Genomic DNA, 16,315 nt, shown 5'->3' on the forward strand with positions numbered 1-16,315 from the left:
AGCGACTGATGGCTGTGCCTGACAAGATCGTCGAAGCGCTGCGGAAGTCGTTGCAGGACAACGAACACCTCCGCGCGCGGAACCACTCGCTGGCGGAGGCCGCGCACGCCCCGGTGGCGATCGTCGCCGCGGCGTGCAGGCTGCCGGGCGGCATCGACACCCCCGAGGGCCTGTGGCGGCTGCTGGCCGAGGGCGGCGACGCCGTCGGGCCGCTGCCGACCGACCGCGAACGCCCGGTGCGCGACGACCTGCGCGGCGGGTTCCTGCGCGACGCCGGGCACTTCGACGCCGGGTTCTTCGGCATCTCGCCCCGCGAGGCGCTGGCCATGGACCCGCAGCAGCGGCTGCTGCTGGAGACGTCGTGGGAGGCGTTCGAGCGGGCCGGGTACACCCTGCCCGCGCTCAAGGGCAGCCGGACCGGCGTCTACGCGGGCGTCATGGGCACCCACTACGCCCACGCGTCGGCCTACGACCTGCCCGAGGGCGTGGCGAACTTCGTCACCACGGGCACGCAGGTGAACGTGGCGTCGGGCAGGTTGGCCTACGCGTTCGGCCTGGAGGGACCGGCGGTCACGGTCGACACGGCCTGCTCGTCGTCGCTGGTCGCGCTGCACCTGGCCACCGGCGCCCTGCGGGCGGGGGAGTGCGACCTCGCGCTGGCCGCGGGCGCGACCGTGCTGCCCGACCCGGCCGCGTACCTGCGCGCTGCGTCGGCCGCGGGCGCGCTCGCCCCCGACGGCCGCTGCAAGTCGTTCGCCGACGCCGCGGACGGCACCGGGTTCAGCGAGGGCGTGGTGGTGCTGGTGGTCGAGCGGCTGGCCGACGCCCTGCGCCACGGGCACCCGGTGCTGGCCGTCGTGCGCGGCTCCGCGGTCAACTCCGACGGCGCCAGCAACGGCCTGAGCGCACCCAACGGCCCGTCGCAGCAACGGGTCATCGCGAGCGCGCTCGCCGACGCCCGGCTCCGACCGTCCGATGTGGACCTGGTGGAGGCGCACGGCACCGGCACCACCCTGGGCGACCCGATCGAGGCCCAGGCCGTCCTCGCCGCCTACGGCCAGGACCGCGCCGACCCGCTGTGGTTCGGCTCGCTCAAGTCGAACATCGGCCACACCCAGGCCGCCGCTGGCGCGGCCGGTGTGCTCAAGCTCCTGCTGGCGCTGCGGCACGAGACCATGCCGTCGACCCTGCACGTGGACGCGCCCACCCGCCAGGTCGACTGGACCGAGGGCGACGTCCGGCTGCTCACCGCGAGCCGCCCGTGGCCACGCGGTGACCGCCCCCGCCGCGGCGGCGTGTCGTCGTTCGGCGTCAGCGGCACCAACGCGCACGTGATCCTGGAAGAACCACCCGCCCCCGCACCGGTTCCGGGTGGAACGCGCCCGGCCTCCGTGCCGTGGCTGCTGTCCTCGCGCACCGAACGCGGTCTGGCCGACCAGGCCGCCCGCCTCGCCGCGCACGCCGACTCGGACGCCGCCGACGTCGGCTACTCCCTGGCCCTCACCCGCACCCACTTCGAACACCGCGCCGCCGTGCTAGGCCCGGACCACGCGGGCGCACTGGCGGCGTTGGCGGACGGCGGGCGGGCCGCGGGCCTGGTCACCGGCCGCGTCCGGCGGGCGGGACGGGTCGTGTTCGTCTTCCCCGGCCAGGGCTCGCAGTGGGCCGGGATGGGCGCCGACCTGCTCGACACCTCACCGGTCTTCGCGGACCGCATGGCCGAGTGCGAAGCCGCGTTCGCGCCGCACCTGGACTGGTCGCTGACCGCCGCCCTGCGCGAGGGACGGCCGCTCGACTCCGACGGCGTCGTCCAGCCCGTGCTGTTCGCGGTCATGGTGTCGCTGGCCGAGGTGTGGCGCTCGCACGGGCTGCGGCCCGCCGCGGTCGTCGGGCACTCGCAGGGTGAGATCGCCGCCGCGTGCTTCGCGGGCGCGCTGTCGCTGGAGGACGCCGCGCTCATCGTGGCCCGCCGCGGCCAGGAGCTGACCGCGCTGGCGGGCCTGGAGGGCATGCTGTCGGTGTCCGCGTCCCCGGACGAGGTCGGCCGACGCCTGGTGGGCCGGACCGCGCTGTCCGTCGCCGCGGTCAACGGCCCCGAGTCCGTCGCCGTCTCCGGACCGCTGGGCGACCTGGAGGACCTGGCCGCCGCGCTGACCGCCGACGGCGTCCGCACCCGTCGCATCCCCATCGGCTACGCCTCGCACTCCCCGCAGGTGGACCAGATCCGGGACCGGCTGCTCGACGTCGTGGCGGAGATCCGACCGCGCGTCCCGCGGATCCCGCTGCGCTCCACCGCGACCGGCGAGTGGGTCCGCGGCGCGGATCTGAACCCCGAGTACTGGTTCGCCAACGCCCGCAGGCCGGTGGACTTCCTGGGCGCCGTGCGCGACCTGCTCGGGTCCGGCCACCGGACGTTCGTCGAGTGCAGCCCGCACCCGCTGCTGGTGCCCGCCGTGCTGGACACCGCGGAGGACGCGGGCGAGGACGTCGTGGCCGTCGGTTCGCTGCGCCGCGACGACGGCGGCGCGGACCGGATGACCCGGTCGCTCGCCGAAGCCCACGTGCGGGGCGTGCCGGTGGACTGGACGCCGGTCTTCGCCGGCACCACCGCCCGCCGGATCCCCCTGCCCACCTACGCCTTCCAGCGCGAGCGGTACTGGCTCGGCCCGGCCCTGACCGGCCCCGCAGACCTGGCCGCGGCGGGTTTGGAGTCCTCGCCGCACCCGCTGCTCGGCGCGCTGGTCGACCTGGCGGACGGCGGCACCGTGCTCACCGGCGTCCTCTCCCTGGCGACCAGCCCGTGGCTGGCCGACCACGCCCTCGGCACCGCCGTCGTGCTGCCCGGCGCGGCGTTCGTGGACCTGGCCGTGTACGCGGGCGACGCCACCGTGGACGACCTCACCGTGCTGGCCCCGCTGGTGCTCCCCGCCTCCGGTGACGTGACCGTGCAGGTGCGGATCGGTCCGCCCGCCGAGGACGGCGTCCGCGACGTCGGGATCCACTCCCGCCCGGACGCCACGGCCGGGTGGACCCCGCACGCCACCGGCACGCTGTCGGCCACCCACCGGACCCCGGACGGCCTGGGCGAGTGGCCGCCCGCCGGGGCCGAGCCGCTCGACCTGGCCGGGCGCTACGAGGACTTCGCCGCGGCCGGTGTCCACTACGGACCCGCGTTCCGCGGCCTGCGGTCGGCCTGGCGGCTCGGCGACGACGTGTACGCGGAGGTCGAGCTGCCCGAGGACCAGCGCCGCCACGCGGCCGGGTTCGCCGTGCACCCGGCGCTGCTGGACGCGGCACTCCAGACCGTGGGCCTCCTGCCGCCCGGAACCGTGCCGGAGGGCGCGCTGCCGTTCGGCTTCGGCGGCGTCGCCGTGCACCGGTCCGGCGCGACCGCGCTGCGGGTCCGCACCCGGCCGACGGGAGGCGACGAGGTGGCCGTCGAGGCCACCGATCCCCACGGCGCTCCGGTGGTGACCATCGGCTCCCTGGTGGTCCGCGAGGCGGGCGCGCCCGTGCGGTCCGCGGCGGCCCCGCTGTTCCGCATGCGGTGGCAGCCGGTCCCGATCCCGGCGCCCGAGCCCGTGCCCGACTTCGTCGTGCTGTCCCTGGTGGACCAGCGGGCGACCGTCCGCGAGGCCGTGCACCGGGTGCGGGACGCCCTGCGCGACTGGCTGGCCGACGACCGGCGGGAGCAGAGCACCCTGGTGGTCCTCACCCGCCGGGCGATCGCCACCGAGGACGTCGTCGACCTGGCGGGCGCGGCCGTGTGGGGACTGGTGCGCGCCGCTCAGTCCGAGCACCCGGACCGGTTCGTGCTGGTCGACGTGGACACCGCGGACGATGCCCCGGTGGCCGCCGTCCTCGCCACGGGCGAACCGCAGATCGCGGTGCGCGCGGGTGAGTTCACCGCACCCCGGCTCGTCACCGCCCCCGCCGGCAGCGGGGGGATCGCGTTCCCCTCCCGCGGCACCGTGCTCATCACCGGCGGAACCGGGGCGCTGGGCTCGCGCCTCGCCCGCCACCTGGTCGCCGCGCACGGCGTCACCCGGCTGCTCCTGGTCGGCCGCAGGCAGGTCGAGGTGTCGATTCCCGGCGCGCACGTGGACGTCGTGGCCTGCGACGTCACCGACCGGGACGCGCTGGCCGCCCTGCTGGCCGCGATCCCCGCCGAGCATCCGCTGACCGCCGTCGTCCACGCCGCGGGCGTGCTGGCCGACGGCCTGCTCGAGGACACCGACGCCGAACGCGCGGACCTCGTGCTGCGCCCGAAGGCCGACGCCGCGCTGCACCTGCACGAGCTGACCCGCGACCTCGACCTGGCCGCGTTCGTGCTGTTCTCCTCGGCCGCCGGGGTGTTCGGCAGCCCCGGCCAGAGCGCCTACGCCGCCGCCAACTCCTTCCTGGACGCGCTGGCGCACCACCGCCGCGCCGAGGGCCTGCCCGCGCAGTCGCTCGCCTGGGGCACCTGGGACGTCGACGAGGGCGTGGTCGGCGACCTCGACCCCGCGCAGCGGGAACGGCTGCGCCGGTTCGGCGGGCCGCTGAGCCCCGAGGAGGGGCTGGAGCTGTTCGACACCGCGCTGGCCGACGGCTCGCCGCTGCTGGTGCCCGCCCGGCTGGCCCTGCCGAAGGGAAGTGCCGACGACGTGCCGCCGCTGCTGCGCGCCCTCGTCCGCGGTCCCGCCCGTGCTCCACGCCCTCGCGTCACGGCCCTGGAGGGTCCCGCCCTGCGCGACGCCGTGTTCGGCCGGATCGCCGACGTGCTCGGCTACCCCGGCCCGGAGGCCGTCGTCGGCGACCGCGGGTTCCTGGAACTGGGCCTCGACTCGCTGACCGCGGTCGAACTCCGCAACGCGCTGAGCCGCGCCACCGGGCTCCGGCTCAAGGCGACGGTCGCGTTCGACGCGGGCACCCCGGACGAACTGGTCCGCGTGCTCGCCCGCGCCACCCGCCCCGCGCCGGAACCGACCGCCCCCGCGGGCAACCCGCTGGACGCGCTCGACGGCCTGTTCCGGCACGCCCTGAGCCTCGGCCACCGCAAGACCGGCCAGCGGCTGGTCCGCGAGGCGGCCCGCCTGCGTCCCATGGCCACCTCGCCCGACCAGTGGCCCGCCCTGCCGGAACCGGTCCGCCTCGCCGACGGTCCGGACGGCCCCGCGCTGGTCTGCTTCTCCTCCATCGTGGCCATCGCGGGCGCCCACCAGTTCGCGCGCTTCGCGGGCCAGTTCCGCGGCGTGCGGCCGTTCCTGGCGTTCGACGTCCCCGGCTTCGGCGCGGGGGAACTGCTCGCCGCCGACGTGGACACCCTCGTCGGGGCGTACGCCGACTCGATCGCCGAGCGGGTCGGCGAGTCGTTCGTGCTGCTGGGCAGTTCGTCGGGCGGCTACCTCGCGCACGCCACCGCCACCGCGCTGGAGGCCCGCGGCATCCGCCCGGCCGGGGTGGCGCTGCTGGACACCTACCTGATCGGCGATCCGACGATCATGAAGGACCGCGTCCAGGAGTACCTGATGGGCGGCATGTTCGACCGCGAGGACCAGTACGTCCGCATGGACGCCGACCGGCTGACCGCGATGGCCTGGTACGGCGGCATGTTCGAGGACTGGACACCGGGCCCGTGCGCCGCGCCGCTGCTGCTGGTGCGGGCCTCCGAGCCGATCGACGGCATGACCGACGACCCGGAGTCCGACGACTGGCGCGCGAGCTGGGAGACCGCGCAGACCGTCGTGGACGTCCCCGGCAACCACTTCACCCTCGCCGAGCAGCACCTGGAGCACTGCACCGCCGCGGTGGAGAAGTGGCTCCGCACCCTCGACCCGGTCCCACCCGTCCACCACGAGGACGTCGCCGGGGAAGGCGCCGTCGACAAGGAAGAGGCCACCGCATGACCGAGACCCCGTCCGTCCCCGACCTGTCCGTCCGGCGGGGCTGCCCGTACGGCGAACCCGACGGCAACGCCGAGCTGCGCGCGGAGGGACCGGTCACCCGCGTGCGCCTGGGTTCCGGGAAGGAGGCGTGGGCGGTGTGGACGCACGCCGCGGCCCGCGAGCTGCTGGTGTCGGACGCGTTCAGCGTGGACCGCAAGCAGCCCAACTACCCCTCGCTCGTCCCGTACAACGTGGACGTCGGTTTCCGCGCGTCGATCGGCGAGATGGACGCGCCCGAGCACGGGGCCGCGCGCCGCGCCATCAACGGCGAGTTCACCCAGCGCCGCGTGGACACCATGCGGGCGGACATGCGGAAGGTCGTCGACGAGCTGATCGACGCGATCCTGGACGGACCCGGCACCGCGGACCTGGTGCCCGCCTTGGCGCTGCCGGTGCCCACCACCCTGATCTGCGATCTGCTCGGCGTGCCCGACGCGGACCGCGACACCTTCCGCGTCCGCTCGTCGACCATGATCGACCTGTTCACGCCGCCGCAGGAGCGGATGGCCGCCATCGGCGCGCTGCTGGGCTACATCGACCAGCTCGTCACGGCCAAGGAGGAGAACCCCTCCGACGACCTGATCGGCCGCCGCGTCCGCAAGGCCCGCGAGGACGGCGACGGCACCGACCACCAGTCGCTGGTGGAGCTGGCGCTCACCCTGCTGGTCGCGGGCTTCGAGAGCACCGCCAACCAGATCTCGCTCAGCATCGCCGCCCTGCTCCAGCACCCCGACCAGCTCGCGCTGCTCCAGCGCGAGCCCGAGCGCTGGCCCGCGGCCGTGGAGGAGCTGCTGCGCTACTGCAGCATCCTCAACCCCGTGTCCTACCGGGTCGCGACCGACGACGTCACCATCGCGGGCGTGACCATCGGCAAGGGTGACGGAGTGGTGGCACTGGGACCTTCGGTCAACCGCGACCCCGAGGTGTTCACCGACCCCGACCGGCTCGACGTCGAACGCACGGCCGGCCGCCACCTCGCCTTCGGGTACGGCGCGCACATGTGCATCGGCCAGCACATGGCCAGGGTGGAGTTGCAGATCGTCCTGGAGACCCTGTTCCGCCGCCTGCCGGGGCTGCGGCTCGCGGTCGCGCCGGAGGAGCTGTCGTTCAAGGACGAGGCGGCCGCGTACGGGCTGAACTCCCTGCCCGTCACCTGGTGACCGGCGGCCATCGCGCAGATATCGGGGCGCTACGGCGCCACGTGAGACTCGAGCCCATCAGCGAACCGACAGGGGAAAGCACATGGAATCCACCGGCGGTCCGGCGGCGATCAACGCGTTCATGGACACCGTCAGCCGCTTCAACGGTCCCAGCGAGTCCGCGGTGCTCGACGCCGAGGCCAGCGACACGTTCAAGGGCCACTCCATCTGGCTCTACAACGTCGCGGCGATGATGGCCGCGCGCGGCGAGATCTGGAACTGGGGGATGGACGACCCGATCCTGGCCAAGGAGATCGACGAGGTCCTCCCCGGCAGCCTCCAGTTCTGCACCGACGGCGTGTCCGAGCAGCTCTACTTCCGCGCCCTGCGGGAACTCCCGCTCGCGCTGGACGAGTACGCGGGCAAGACCGTGCTGGAGATCGGCAGCGGCGCGGGCGAGGGGCTGAACTTCCTGTCCCGCGCGGCGCCCGGTGGCAGGTTCCTCGGTGTCGAGCTGTCCCCGATGGCCGTGCGCCGGTCCAACGCCCTGCTGGCCCGCGGCGACCAGCTGCGCTACATCCAGGGCGACGCGGAGGCGCTGCCGCTGGGCGACGCCGAGGTCGACGTCGTGATCAGCGTGGAGAGCTCGCACAACTACCCGCACCCGGAGCGGTTCCTCGCCGAGGTGGCCAGGGTCCTCAAGCCCGGCGGGTACTTCTCCTTCCTGGACGGCTTCACCGAGCACCGCTACGACGTGACGACCCTGCTCAAGCGGGACGTTCCGGGGTTCGAGTGGCTGTCCGAAGAGGACATCTCCGAGCACGTCCGGGCGGGCATCCGCAAGAGGATGGCTCCGGGCAGCCACTTCCGGCGCGTCGCCGAGGTGGGCAGCAGCAGGCTCCGGCGGCACGTCGCCTTCCAGATGCAGGCGACCACCATGGGCAGCCCCTTCATCGGCATGGAGACCAGCCCGGTCGTGCGGGCGATGCAGAAGCTGGGCAGGGTGCCGTCGGCGTGGACGCTGCCGGTGGAGTCCTACGTCCACAGCGTGGCCCGCAGGCGCCCGGAGTAGCCGCGTCCCGACCGACCGAGGAGATGGAACAACCATGGATGCTCTCGCAGCGGCCGCGGTGCGCGGCGCAGGCGCGGACGAACTGCTCGGCCACCCCGTGCCCGAGCGGTTCCGGGCCGCGCACACCCGCGTCGAGGACGCCGACATGTTCAGCGGCGTCGAGGACAAGGACGTCCGCAAGTCGATCCGGGTCGGCGACGTGCCGATGCCCGAACTCGCGCCGGACGAGGTGCTGGTCGCGCTGATGGCCAGTTCCATCAACTACAACACGGTGTGGTCGGCCACGTTCGACCCGGTGCCGACGTTCGCGTTCCTCAAGCACTTCGGCCGCGAGGGCGGCTGGGCGACCCGCCACGACCAGCCGTTCCACGTGCTCGGCTCGGACGCCTCCGGGGTCGTGGTCCGCGCCGGTGTCGGCGTCCGGCGCTGGCAGGTCGGCGACCGCGTGGTCGTCACCCCGGTGCACGTGGACGACCAGGAACCGGCCGTGCACGGCGACGGCATGATCGGCAACTCGCAGCGGGCGTGGGGGTACGAGACCAACTACGGCGGCCTCGCCCACTACGCGGTCGTGCGCGCCAGCCAGCTGGTGCCCAAGCCGCCCCACCTCACCTGGGAGGAGGCCGCCAGCACCCCGGTGTGCGCGGCCACCGCCTACCGGATGCTCATCAGCGAGCGCGGCGCCCGGATGAAGCTCGGCGACGTCGTCCTCGTCTGGGGCGCGGCGGGCGGTCTCGGCGCGTTCGGCGTGCAGATGGTCAAGCAGGCGGGCGGTGTCGCGGTCGGCGTCGTCGGCTCCGGCGAGAAGGCCGACCTGGTCCGCAAGCTCGGCTGCGACGTGGTCATCGACCGCTCGGAGATCGGCCTCGGCGATCCGGGCGACCCGCGCGCGGTGCTCCAGGCGGGCAAGCGGATCGGGTCCATCATCCGCAGGGAGACCGGCGACGACCCGCACATCGTGTTCGACCACGTCGGGCGGGCCACGTTCGGCATCTCGATGTTCGTCGCCCGGCGCGGCGGCGCGGTCGTCACCTGCGGGTCCAGCACCGGCTACCAGCACCAGTACGACAACCGCTACCTGTGGATGAAGCTCAAGCGGCTCATCGGCAGCCACGGCGCGAACCTCCAGGAGCAGTGGGAGTCCAACCGGCTGTTCGACCTCGGGCTGGTGCTGCCGGTGCTCTCGGAGGTGCACTCGCTCGACGGCGTCGGCGACGCGGCCCGGCTGGTGCAGACCAACGGCCACGTCGGCAAGGTCGGCGTGCTGTGCCTGGCGCCCGAAGCGGGTCTCGGCGTGAGCGACCAGGCCAAGCGCGACCGGCTGGCCGCGCTCCGCCCGCCCGTGCTGGAGACCAAGGTCGTGGTGTGACGGACGTCGGTCCCGGTGCCCGGTCGGGCACCGGGACCGATCGCCCTGTCCGGCGGTCGAGTCCTACCGGGCGTCCCGCACGCCCCTGACCACGTGTTCCGCCAGCAGCAGTTCGCACATCTCCGTGCTGCCCTCGATGATCTCCATCAGCTTCGCGTCCCGGTAGGCCCGCGCCACCACGTGCCCGTCGCGCGCCCCGGCCGACGCCAGCACCTGCACCGCGGCGGCCGCGCCCTCGGCCGCCCGCCGCGCGCTCTCGTTCTTGGCCAGCAGCGTGGCGATCACCGACTCCGGCGACCCGCTGTCCCAGCACCGGCTCGCGTGCTCGCACAGCCGGGTCGCCACCTGTTCCCCCGTGACCAGGGTCGCCAGGTGCCGGGCCACGAGCTGGTGCTCCGCCAGCGGCCTGCCGAACTGCTCGCGGGTGGCGGCGTGCCGCGCGGCCGCGTCCCGGCACGCGCGCAGGATGCCGACGCAGCCCCACGCCACCGACTTGCGCCCGTACGCCAGCGCCGACGCCACCAGCAGCCCGAGCCCGGCCCCGGCTCCGAGGACGGCGGACGCGGGCACCCGCACCGAGTCCAGGAACACGGCGGCGTGCCCGGCGGCGCGGCAGCCCAGCGGATCGGCGACCCGCTCGACCCGCACGCCCGGCGCGTCGGCGGGCACCACGACCACGGCGCCGCCGCCCTCGGTGTACCGGCCGAACACCACGAGGAGGTCCGCGTAGTGCGCGGCCGTCACCCACACCTTGTGCCCGTCGACCACGACCGAGTCGCCGTCCGGGCGGATCGTCGTGGACATCGCGACCAGGTCGCTGCCCGCGTGCGGCTCGCTGAACCCGACCGCGGCCAGCTCGCCGCCGGTCAGCCTGCCCAGGTACTCCGCCTGCTGGTCCGGTTCCGCGAGCCGCCGCACGGTCCACGCCGCCATGCCCTGCGACGTCTGCACGCTGCGCAGCGAACTGCACAGCGCGCCCGTGTGCGCCGTGAACTCGCCGTTGTCCAGGCTCGTCCAGCCGAGACCGCCGTGCTCCACGGGCACCTCGGCGCACAGCAGGCCGTCGGCGCCCAAGCGGCGCAGCAGGTCCACCGGCAGCGCGCCGGCCCTGTCCCACTCGCCCGCCCGGTCACCGACGAGCTTCGTCACCAGGTCCGCCTGTTCGGCGGGGGATCCGGCCGCCGCGGTGGTCACGTTCATGCCAGGCCCTCTTCGCGGTCCGGGGAGTCGGGCGGCGGGACGCCGCCGCGACCATGGTCCGCGGCACGCCTAGCGGCGCGATAGCGGCCTGGTCACCAGCCGAAGCTGGGTGAGCCGATCAGCCGCCACCGGTTCTCCAGGCGGCTGTTGTGCGAGGTGCCCCGATCGGTCGCCTGCGGCGGTACCTGCGGTCGGGCGTGTTGCGGGCCCCCGTCGGTGCGGAGGATGAGCCGCTGCACGTGGCGCAGCTCCTGGCCCGGCTCGCTGCCGAGCTGTTCGATGAGCAGGTTGCGGGTGTGCAGGAACGCGGCCAGCGCGTCGGACTGGCGACCCGCGCCGTGCAGCGCCAGCATCAGCTGCGCGGTCAGCGTCTCCCGCAACGGGTGCGCCCGCACCAGGTGCGACAGCTCCGGCACCAGGCGGGCGTGCCTGCCCAGTTGCAGCTCCAGGTCGATCCACCACTCCAGGGTCTGCATCCGCAGCTCCAGCAGCGGCGGCACCTCCATGTCCTGCAACGTCGGGGAGGGCACGTCCAGCAGCGGCGCGTCGCGCCACAGCGCCAGCGCCGACGACAGGGCGGCCGACGCCTCGGCGTGCTTGCCCTCCGAGGCCAGTTCCGCCGCGCGGCCGTGCAGGTCGAAGAACGACGCGAGGTCGCTCTCGCCGGGGCTGACGTTGATCATGTAGCCGGGCGCCTTGGTGACGATCCGCTCGGCCACCTGCGGGCCGAGCGTGCGGCGCAGGCGCATCACGTACGTGCGGATGGTCGGGACCGCGCTCGGGGGCAGCTTCTCGCCCCAGAGGAACCAGGCGATGCGGTCGATCGACACCACGCGGTTGTTGTAGAGCAGCAGTCCCGCGAGGATGATCCGCTGCTGGGCGGCGGGTATCGCGACCTCCACGTCGTCGACCACGGCCTGTGTCGGCCCGAATATCCCGAAACGGATTCGTGTCTCCCGTGGACGAAGCTCCCGTGCACGCCCCATAGAGCGGCCTCTCTCCCTGTTGTGCTCTGTACCTGTTGTGCTCTGCGCCGACTCGGTGAATGCGGTCCCCATGGTGATGGTTCGGTACCGCGCAAATCAATGTCCGTTGTGTGTACAGCGGACATTCCGACTCGCTTCCTTTCGATTACCGTCTCATTTGGCTTGCTCTTCGCCGCGGTGCGCGTGGAGCCCCATTTGGTCGAAAATGGTGACTCAGCGTCCAGGGTGCTCGTCCGATCGGGTGACAATTTCGGGTTCACGGCGCGGAGGATCGCCTTGAGTGCTGTTCACCCGGATGGCGTTAACCGTATAAATCGTCACTGGTAAGGAAAATCGAAGTGATGTAGGTCACGCCGATTGGGAACTTTTGTACCAGTCGCGGACGGCGACGTTCGTCGTAACGCGAGTACTGCTCTTGATTTGGATAAACCGGAAACGGTCGATGTCCTTTCGCTTACCGCGAGGCGAATCCGCAGGCAACCCGCGATGGGCTGTTTTTCTGTCGTACATGTGCCACCGGAAGCATGTTTGCTGGTCACGAGCCTGCTGGCGTGCAAGTATCCGGGAAGTGTTTGAGCCCGCAAGAAGGCTTCACGGCATGGCTCGACGGCTTGGTAAGCCTTCTTCACAAAGGGTTCCGGTTATCCGGACGCGATCGCGACGACGACCGGGAATCGCGTTCGTGCCCGTTTGCCGTGATCTAGGGGCCCGTTTCGTGCCCGACTGCGGTGCTGTTGGAGTGAATTCGCAGTACAGGCTGGTGCGGGATGTGCCGCTGATTCGCGTTCGACCATCCGAGTGCACCGAGCGGTCCACCCGTCACCAGTGGAATGCAATCGGTTTCACAGCGCGTTGTGGATACCGGAGTCCGCATCCGATGCGAAAAGTCGTCTGCACGTGCACTTCGCGGAAGTGAAGTGGGCGTGAACCACCGGAATACGGGGAATGCGACATCCGGGCCGGTGTTCCCATTCCGGACGACTTGGGATCGGCGTTCCGGACATGTCCACCGGCGGTCGACGCCGTCGCTTTCGAAGCGACAGGGCACAGGGTGTGGACCACGTCGAAATCGGCGGATCGGATCAGCGGATCGGATCGGTGCCATCCGACTCGGGCAGCGTCCGGCGAGTCGGTCGACCCCACGCTAGGCAGTCGCCGTAGCGTCCGGATAGCGCGGCCGGCCAGGCTGCGCCGCGCGGGTCAGCCGCCGTCGCGGAAGACCAGCAGGTAGCGCCAGAACAGGAGCCTGCGGACGCGGCAGCCGGGCAGCAGGACCTCGGCTTCCCGGCGGATCCGGCGCAGGGGAGTGGTCGGCCGCGTCACCGGTGCCCGCCCCGTCGTGGCGGAACCACGGCGGAACTCCTCCACCACGGCGACGGCGAGCCGGGCGGCGGCGTTGACCGGGACGGCCGCCAGGCTCCACGCCCGGTCGACGGCGGTCGACTCCGGGTAGCAGCCCAGGATCAGCAGGACACCGCCCGGCGCGAGCGCGTCGCGCAGTGCGGCGACGGTGGAGAACGGCATGTGGTGGACGCACGCCAGGCACGAGATGACGTCGTAGCGCCCCCGCGGCAGGTCGATCGCGGTGACGTCCGCGCACTCGAACCGCGGGTTCCCGGCACCCGCGGAGAGCGCGCGGGCCTCGGCGACGACCTCTTCGGACACGTCGACCGCGTCGACCTCCAGGCCTCGTCCGGCCAGTCGCCGGGCGAACCGGCCGGTGCCGCAGCCGACGTCCAGCGCCACCCCGCCGCCGCGCGGCACGTGGCGCAGCAGCAGGCGGTGGTAGTGGTCGTTGTGGTCGAAGGGCACGGTTCAGCCGCCGGGACCCCGGACGCGGCGCAACGGCCTGCCCATGTCACCGGCCATGCGCGTCGGGCTGCCGGACGACCACGTCACGTCGCCGTCACGCCTCGGGGGTGCCGAGGACGTCGGCCCGGAACCCGGCGGCGGCGGCCAGGTCCACGAGATCGGGGCCCTGGGTGCTCGGGAGGAGCACGAGCGGGTAGCAGTCCGACTCGATGTCGAGGACGGCGAGAGCGGTGCCCGCGGCGTGGAGGCCGTCGCCCGCGAGTTCGAGGAAGTCGTACGTGGGGATCTCGGTGTCGGTGCCGTCGAGCCAGGTCCACGCGGAGGCGTCCGGTGTGGAGCGGAGCGCCCGCAGCCGGGCGGTGACCTCCTCCGGCTCCTCCTTCCAGTCGACCTCGGCGAGCAGGCCGTGGTCGGTGAGCGCGTCGACCAGCGCGATCCACGCGAGGTTGGGGATCGGTTCGTCGACACCGCGGTCGTCGAGGCGGTCGGCGTGCGTCCGCAGGTAGCCGCCGGGATCGTCGTGGGCGCTCGTCACGCGGTCGGCGACGTCCGGCAGGCCGGGGGCGAGCAGTGCGGCGAGGGCGGCCAGCGCGTCTCGGGCGGTCGGCGCCATGGGTGTTCTCCTGCTGGGGCTAGTCGTTCTCGGGGGCGGGCGGAGCGTTGAGGTCGTCCACGAACCTGCGCATCAGGCGTTCGAGTTCGAACAGGTCGCGGTCGGTCCACTGCGCGAACGCGTGCGCGTTGAGCCGGTGCCGGGCGGCGTCGAGCGCGTCGATGACCCGACGGCCCTCGGCGGTGATCAGCGCTTCCTTGATCCGCCGGTCCTCCGCGCTCGGACGGCGTTCGACCAGGCCCTGATCGGCCAGCTTCGCGACCTGCCTGCTGACCGTGGTGTGGTCGCGCCCGGCCTTCTCGGCGAGTTCGACGACGCCGATCGGCTGGAACCGCTCGATGCCCACCAGCAGCGGGAACAGGGCGCGGTCGAGGGTCACGCCCGCCTCGCTGAGGAGGACCTCGTCGCGCTGCGGCAGGTTCATGAGCGCCATCAGGTCCACGACGGACTGGTGCAGGTGCCGCTGCGCCACCAGTCGACGTCTGGGCGTCATGACCGCCGCACCTGCCTTCCGCTGTTCGGAACGAACGCGCTCATGTTAACGCGGGCCCGCCGCGGCCGTTCGCCTCGTGCGCGCTCCGAAGACCTGTGCAGAACGCACGAAGTTTTGGGTCAGTTTCCTTGACTACGTCTAGCGGTCGAGAATAACGTGTGCATCATGCACACGTTTTGATCGTATGCAACCCACTACCGATGGAGAGCCGAGCCATGGCACCCACCACCGACCCCGACGTGGTCATCTGCGGATCCGGCGCGGCGGGGCTGACCCTCGCCGTCGACCTGGCCCGCAGGGGCGTCGGATTCCTGCTGATCGACAAGGCGCCGCAGCCGTTCGGGGGTTCGCGCGGCAAGGGGATCCAGCCCCGGAGCCAGGAGGTGTTCGAGGACCTCGGGGTGATCGACCGGATCGTCGCCTCCGGCGGCGAGTACCCCGTCCAGCGCACCTACGCCGACGGCGGCTTCGTGGACGTGGCCGTCACCGAGCAGGCCGAACCGACCCCCGCGGAGCCGTACCAGCTCGCGCTGATGGTCCCGCAGTTCCTCACCGAGCGCCGGATGCGGGAACGGCTGGCCGAACTCGGCCACGTCGTGCTGCACGGCCACGAACTCGTCGGGTTCGACCAGGACGCGGACGGGGTCACCGCCCGGCTCGCGACCCCGACCGGCGAGCGGACCGTGCGGACCCGGTACCTGGTCGGCACCGACGGCGGGTCGAGCTTCGTGCGCAAAGCGCTGGGCATCGGGTTTCCCGGCAGGACGCTCGGCGTGCGGGCGGTCGTCGCCGACGTGCTGGTCGACGGTCTCACGACCGATGCCTGGCACCGCTGGGAACAGACGTCGCTGTGCCCGCTGCGCGGTACGGACATGTTCCAGTTCCAGGGCCCGATCCCGTTCGACCTCGACGTCGACCTCTCCGCCGAAGGGCTCACCGCGCTGTTCCACGCGCGCACCGGACGCGACGACATCGTGATCCGCGAGGTGCGCTGGGCATCGGCGTTCGAGATGAACGCCCGACTGGCCGACAGGTACCGCGAGGGACGGGTGTTGCTGGCGGGGGACGCGGCGCACTGCCACCCGCCGACCGGCGGCCAGGGCCTCAACACCAGCGTGCAGGACGCCTACAACCTCGGCTGGAAGCTCGCCGCCGTGCTCGGCGGGGCCGCCGAGTCGCTGCTCGACACGTACGAGGAGGAGCGGAGGCCGATCGCCGAATCGGTCCTGGGCCTGTCCGTTCGGCTGCTGGAAGCGGTCAAGGAACGCGACATGCGCCGGGGCCGCGAGGTGCACCAGCTCGACCTCGGATACGCGGGGTCATCGCTCAACGTGGGGAGTTCGGGGCGGGACAAGGGGGTGGTGCCGGGTGATCGTGCGCCCGATGCCCCGGTGACGGGGGCGGGTGGGGTGGCGACGCGGCTGTTCACCCTGTTCCGGGGGCCGCATTGGACGCTGCTGGGACATGACGTCGACGCCGATTCGGCACCGGCGGCGCGGGCGGGACTGCATGTGCACACCACCGGGGTTCGGGGTGATGTGGTGGACGGCGGTGGGTATTTTCGCGACGGGTACGGGTTGTCGACGGGGCAGTGGGTGTTGGTGCGCCCGGACGGGTACGTCGCGGCAGTGGTCGACAGTGGTGACCTGGGGGTGGTTGAGTCCTATTTGGACGGTATTGGTGTTCGGGGTTAGGCGGTGTTGT

10 protein-coding genes are annotated in these 16,315 nt (G+C 72.8%); 5 read left to right on the forward strand and 5 right to left on the reverse strand.

Translation table 11 applies throughout. The annotated features are described in order from the left end of the window. Positions 1-14: 14 nt before the first annotated feature. From RM788_RS50560 to ccrA, 4 genes are all read left to right on the forward strand, one after another. Positions 15-5,888, forward strand: a complete 5,874-nt coding sequence (locus RM788_RS50560; RefSeq protein ID WP_399345316.1) for an SDR family NAD(P)-dependent oxidoreductase — start codon at positions 15-17, stop codon at positions 5,886-5,888. After that, positions 5,885-7,087 carry a cytochrome P450 gene (locus RM788_RS50565; RefSeq protein ID WP_315928875.1) on the forward strand — a complete coding sequence of 401 codons (1,203 nt, stop codon included), beginning with the start codon at positions 5,885-5,887 and terminating at the stop codon, positions 7,085-7,087. The genes RM788_RS50560 and RM788_RS50565 overlap by 4 nt, the downstream gene beginning before the upstream one ends. Positions 7,088-7,169: 82 nt before the next feature. Next, positions 7,170-8,138 (forward strand): class I SAM-dependent methyltransferase, encoded by a 969-nt coding sequence (locus tag RM788_RS50570; protein WP_315928877.1) that lies wholly within the window; start codon positions 7,170-7,172, stop codon positions 8,136-8,138. Between the two features lie 34 nt (positions 8,139-8,172). After that, positions 8,173-9,507 carry a crotonyl-CoA carboxylase/reductase gene (gene ccrA, locus RM788_RS50575; RefSeq protein WP_315928879.1) on the forward strand — a complete coding sequence of 445 codons (1,335 nt, stop codon included), beginning with the start codon at positions 8,173-8,175 and terminating at the stop codon, positions 9,505-9,507. A gap of 63 nt (positions 9,508-9,570) precedes the next feature. Here the strand turns inward: ccrA and RM788_RS50580 are convergent, their stop codons facing one another. The 5 genes from RM788_RS50580 to RM788_RS50600 all read right to left on the reverse strand — a co-directional run bounded on the left by RM788_RS50580 (position 9,571) and on the right by RM788_RS50600 (position 14,611). Beyond that, the gene (locus RM788_RS50580) at positions 9,571-10,707 is read right to left on the reverse strand and encodes an acyl-CoA dehydrogenase family protein (protein ID WP_315928881.1); all 1,137 of its coding nucleotides are present in this window, start codon (positions 10,705-10,707) and stop codon (positions 9,571-9,573) included. A gap of 92 nt (positions 10,708-10,799) precedes the next feature. Beyond that, positions 10,800-11,621 (reverse strand): AfsR/SARP family transcriptional regulator, encoded by an 822-nt coding sequence (locus RM788_RS50585; RefSeq protein WP_315928884.1) that lies wholly within the window; start codon positions 11,619-11,621, stop codon positions 10,800-10,802. Positions 11,622-12,893: 1,272 nt separating this feature from the next. After that, positions 12,894-13,505 (reverse strand): class I SAM-dependent methyltransferase, encoded by a 612-nt coding sequence (locus tag RM788_RS50590; protein ID WP_315928886.1) that lies wholly within the window; start codon positions 13,503-13,505, stop codon positions 12,894-12,896. A 94-nt stretch (positions 13,506-13,599) separates the two neighbouring features. Continuing rightward, positions 13,600-14,118, reverse strand: a complete 519-nt coding sequence (locus tag RM788_RS50595) for a DUF6630 family protein (RefSeq protein ID WP_315928888.1) — start codon at positions 14,116-14,118, stop codon at positions 13,600-13,602. Positions 14,119-14,137: 19 nt separating this feature from the next. Then, entirely contained in the window at positions 14,138-14,611 is a 474-nt protein-coding gene (locus tag RM788_RS50600; RefSeq protein WP_315928890.1) for a MarR family winged helix-turn-helix transcriptional regulator, read from the reverse strand. A gap of 215 nt (positions 14,612-14,826) precedes the next feature. On the opposite strand from RM788_RS50600, the gene RM788_RS50605 reads away from it, so the two are divergent. Next, positions 14,827-16,305, forward strand: coding sequence for an FAD-dependent oxidoreductase (locus RM788_RS50605; RefSeq protein WP_315928892.1), 1,479 nt, complete (start codon positions 14,827-14,829; stop codon positions 16,303-16,305). The last annotated feature ends 10 nt before the right edge of the window (positions 16,306-16,315 follow it).

The sequence above is a fragment of the Umezawaea sp. Da 62-37 genome (assembly GCF_032460545.1).
In the GTDB taxonomy this organism is placed as follows: domain Bacteria; phylum Actinomycetota; class Actinomycetes; order Mycobacteriales; family Pseudonocardiaceae; genus Umezawaea.

Coding starts and splice junctions, on each gene's coding strand:
- RM788_RS50565 (WP_315928875.1), top strand. CDS start 5,885: ATGACCGAGACCCCGTCCGTCCCCGACCTGTCCGTCCGGCGGGGCTGC.
- RM788_RS50570 (WP_315928877.1), top strand. CDS start 7,170: ATGGAATCCACCGGCGGTCCGGCGGCGATCAACGCGTTCATGGACACC.
- ccrA (WP_315928879.1), top strand. CDS start 8,173: ATGGATGCTCTCGCAGCGGCCGCGGTGCGCGGCGCAGGCGCGGACGAA.
- RM788_RS50580 (WP_315928881.1), bottom strand. CDS start 10,707: ATGAACGTGACCACCGCGGCGGCCGGATCCCCCGCCGAACAGGCGGAC.
- RM788_RS50595 (WP_315928888.1), bottom strand. CDS start 14,118: ATGGCGCCGACCGCCCGAGACGCGCTGGCCGCCCTCGCCGCACTGCTC.
- RM788_RS50600 (WP_315928890.1), bottom strand. CDS start 14,611: ATGACGCCCAGACGTCGACTGGTGGCGCAGCGGCACCTGCACCAGTCC.
- RM788_RS50605 (WP_315928892.1), top strand. CDS start 14,827: ATGGCACCCACCACCGACCCCGACGTGGTCATCTGCGGATCCGGCGCG.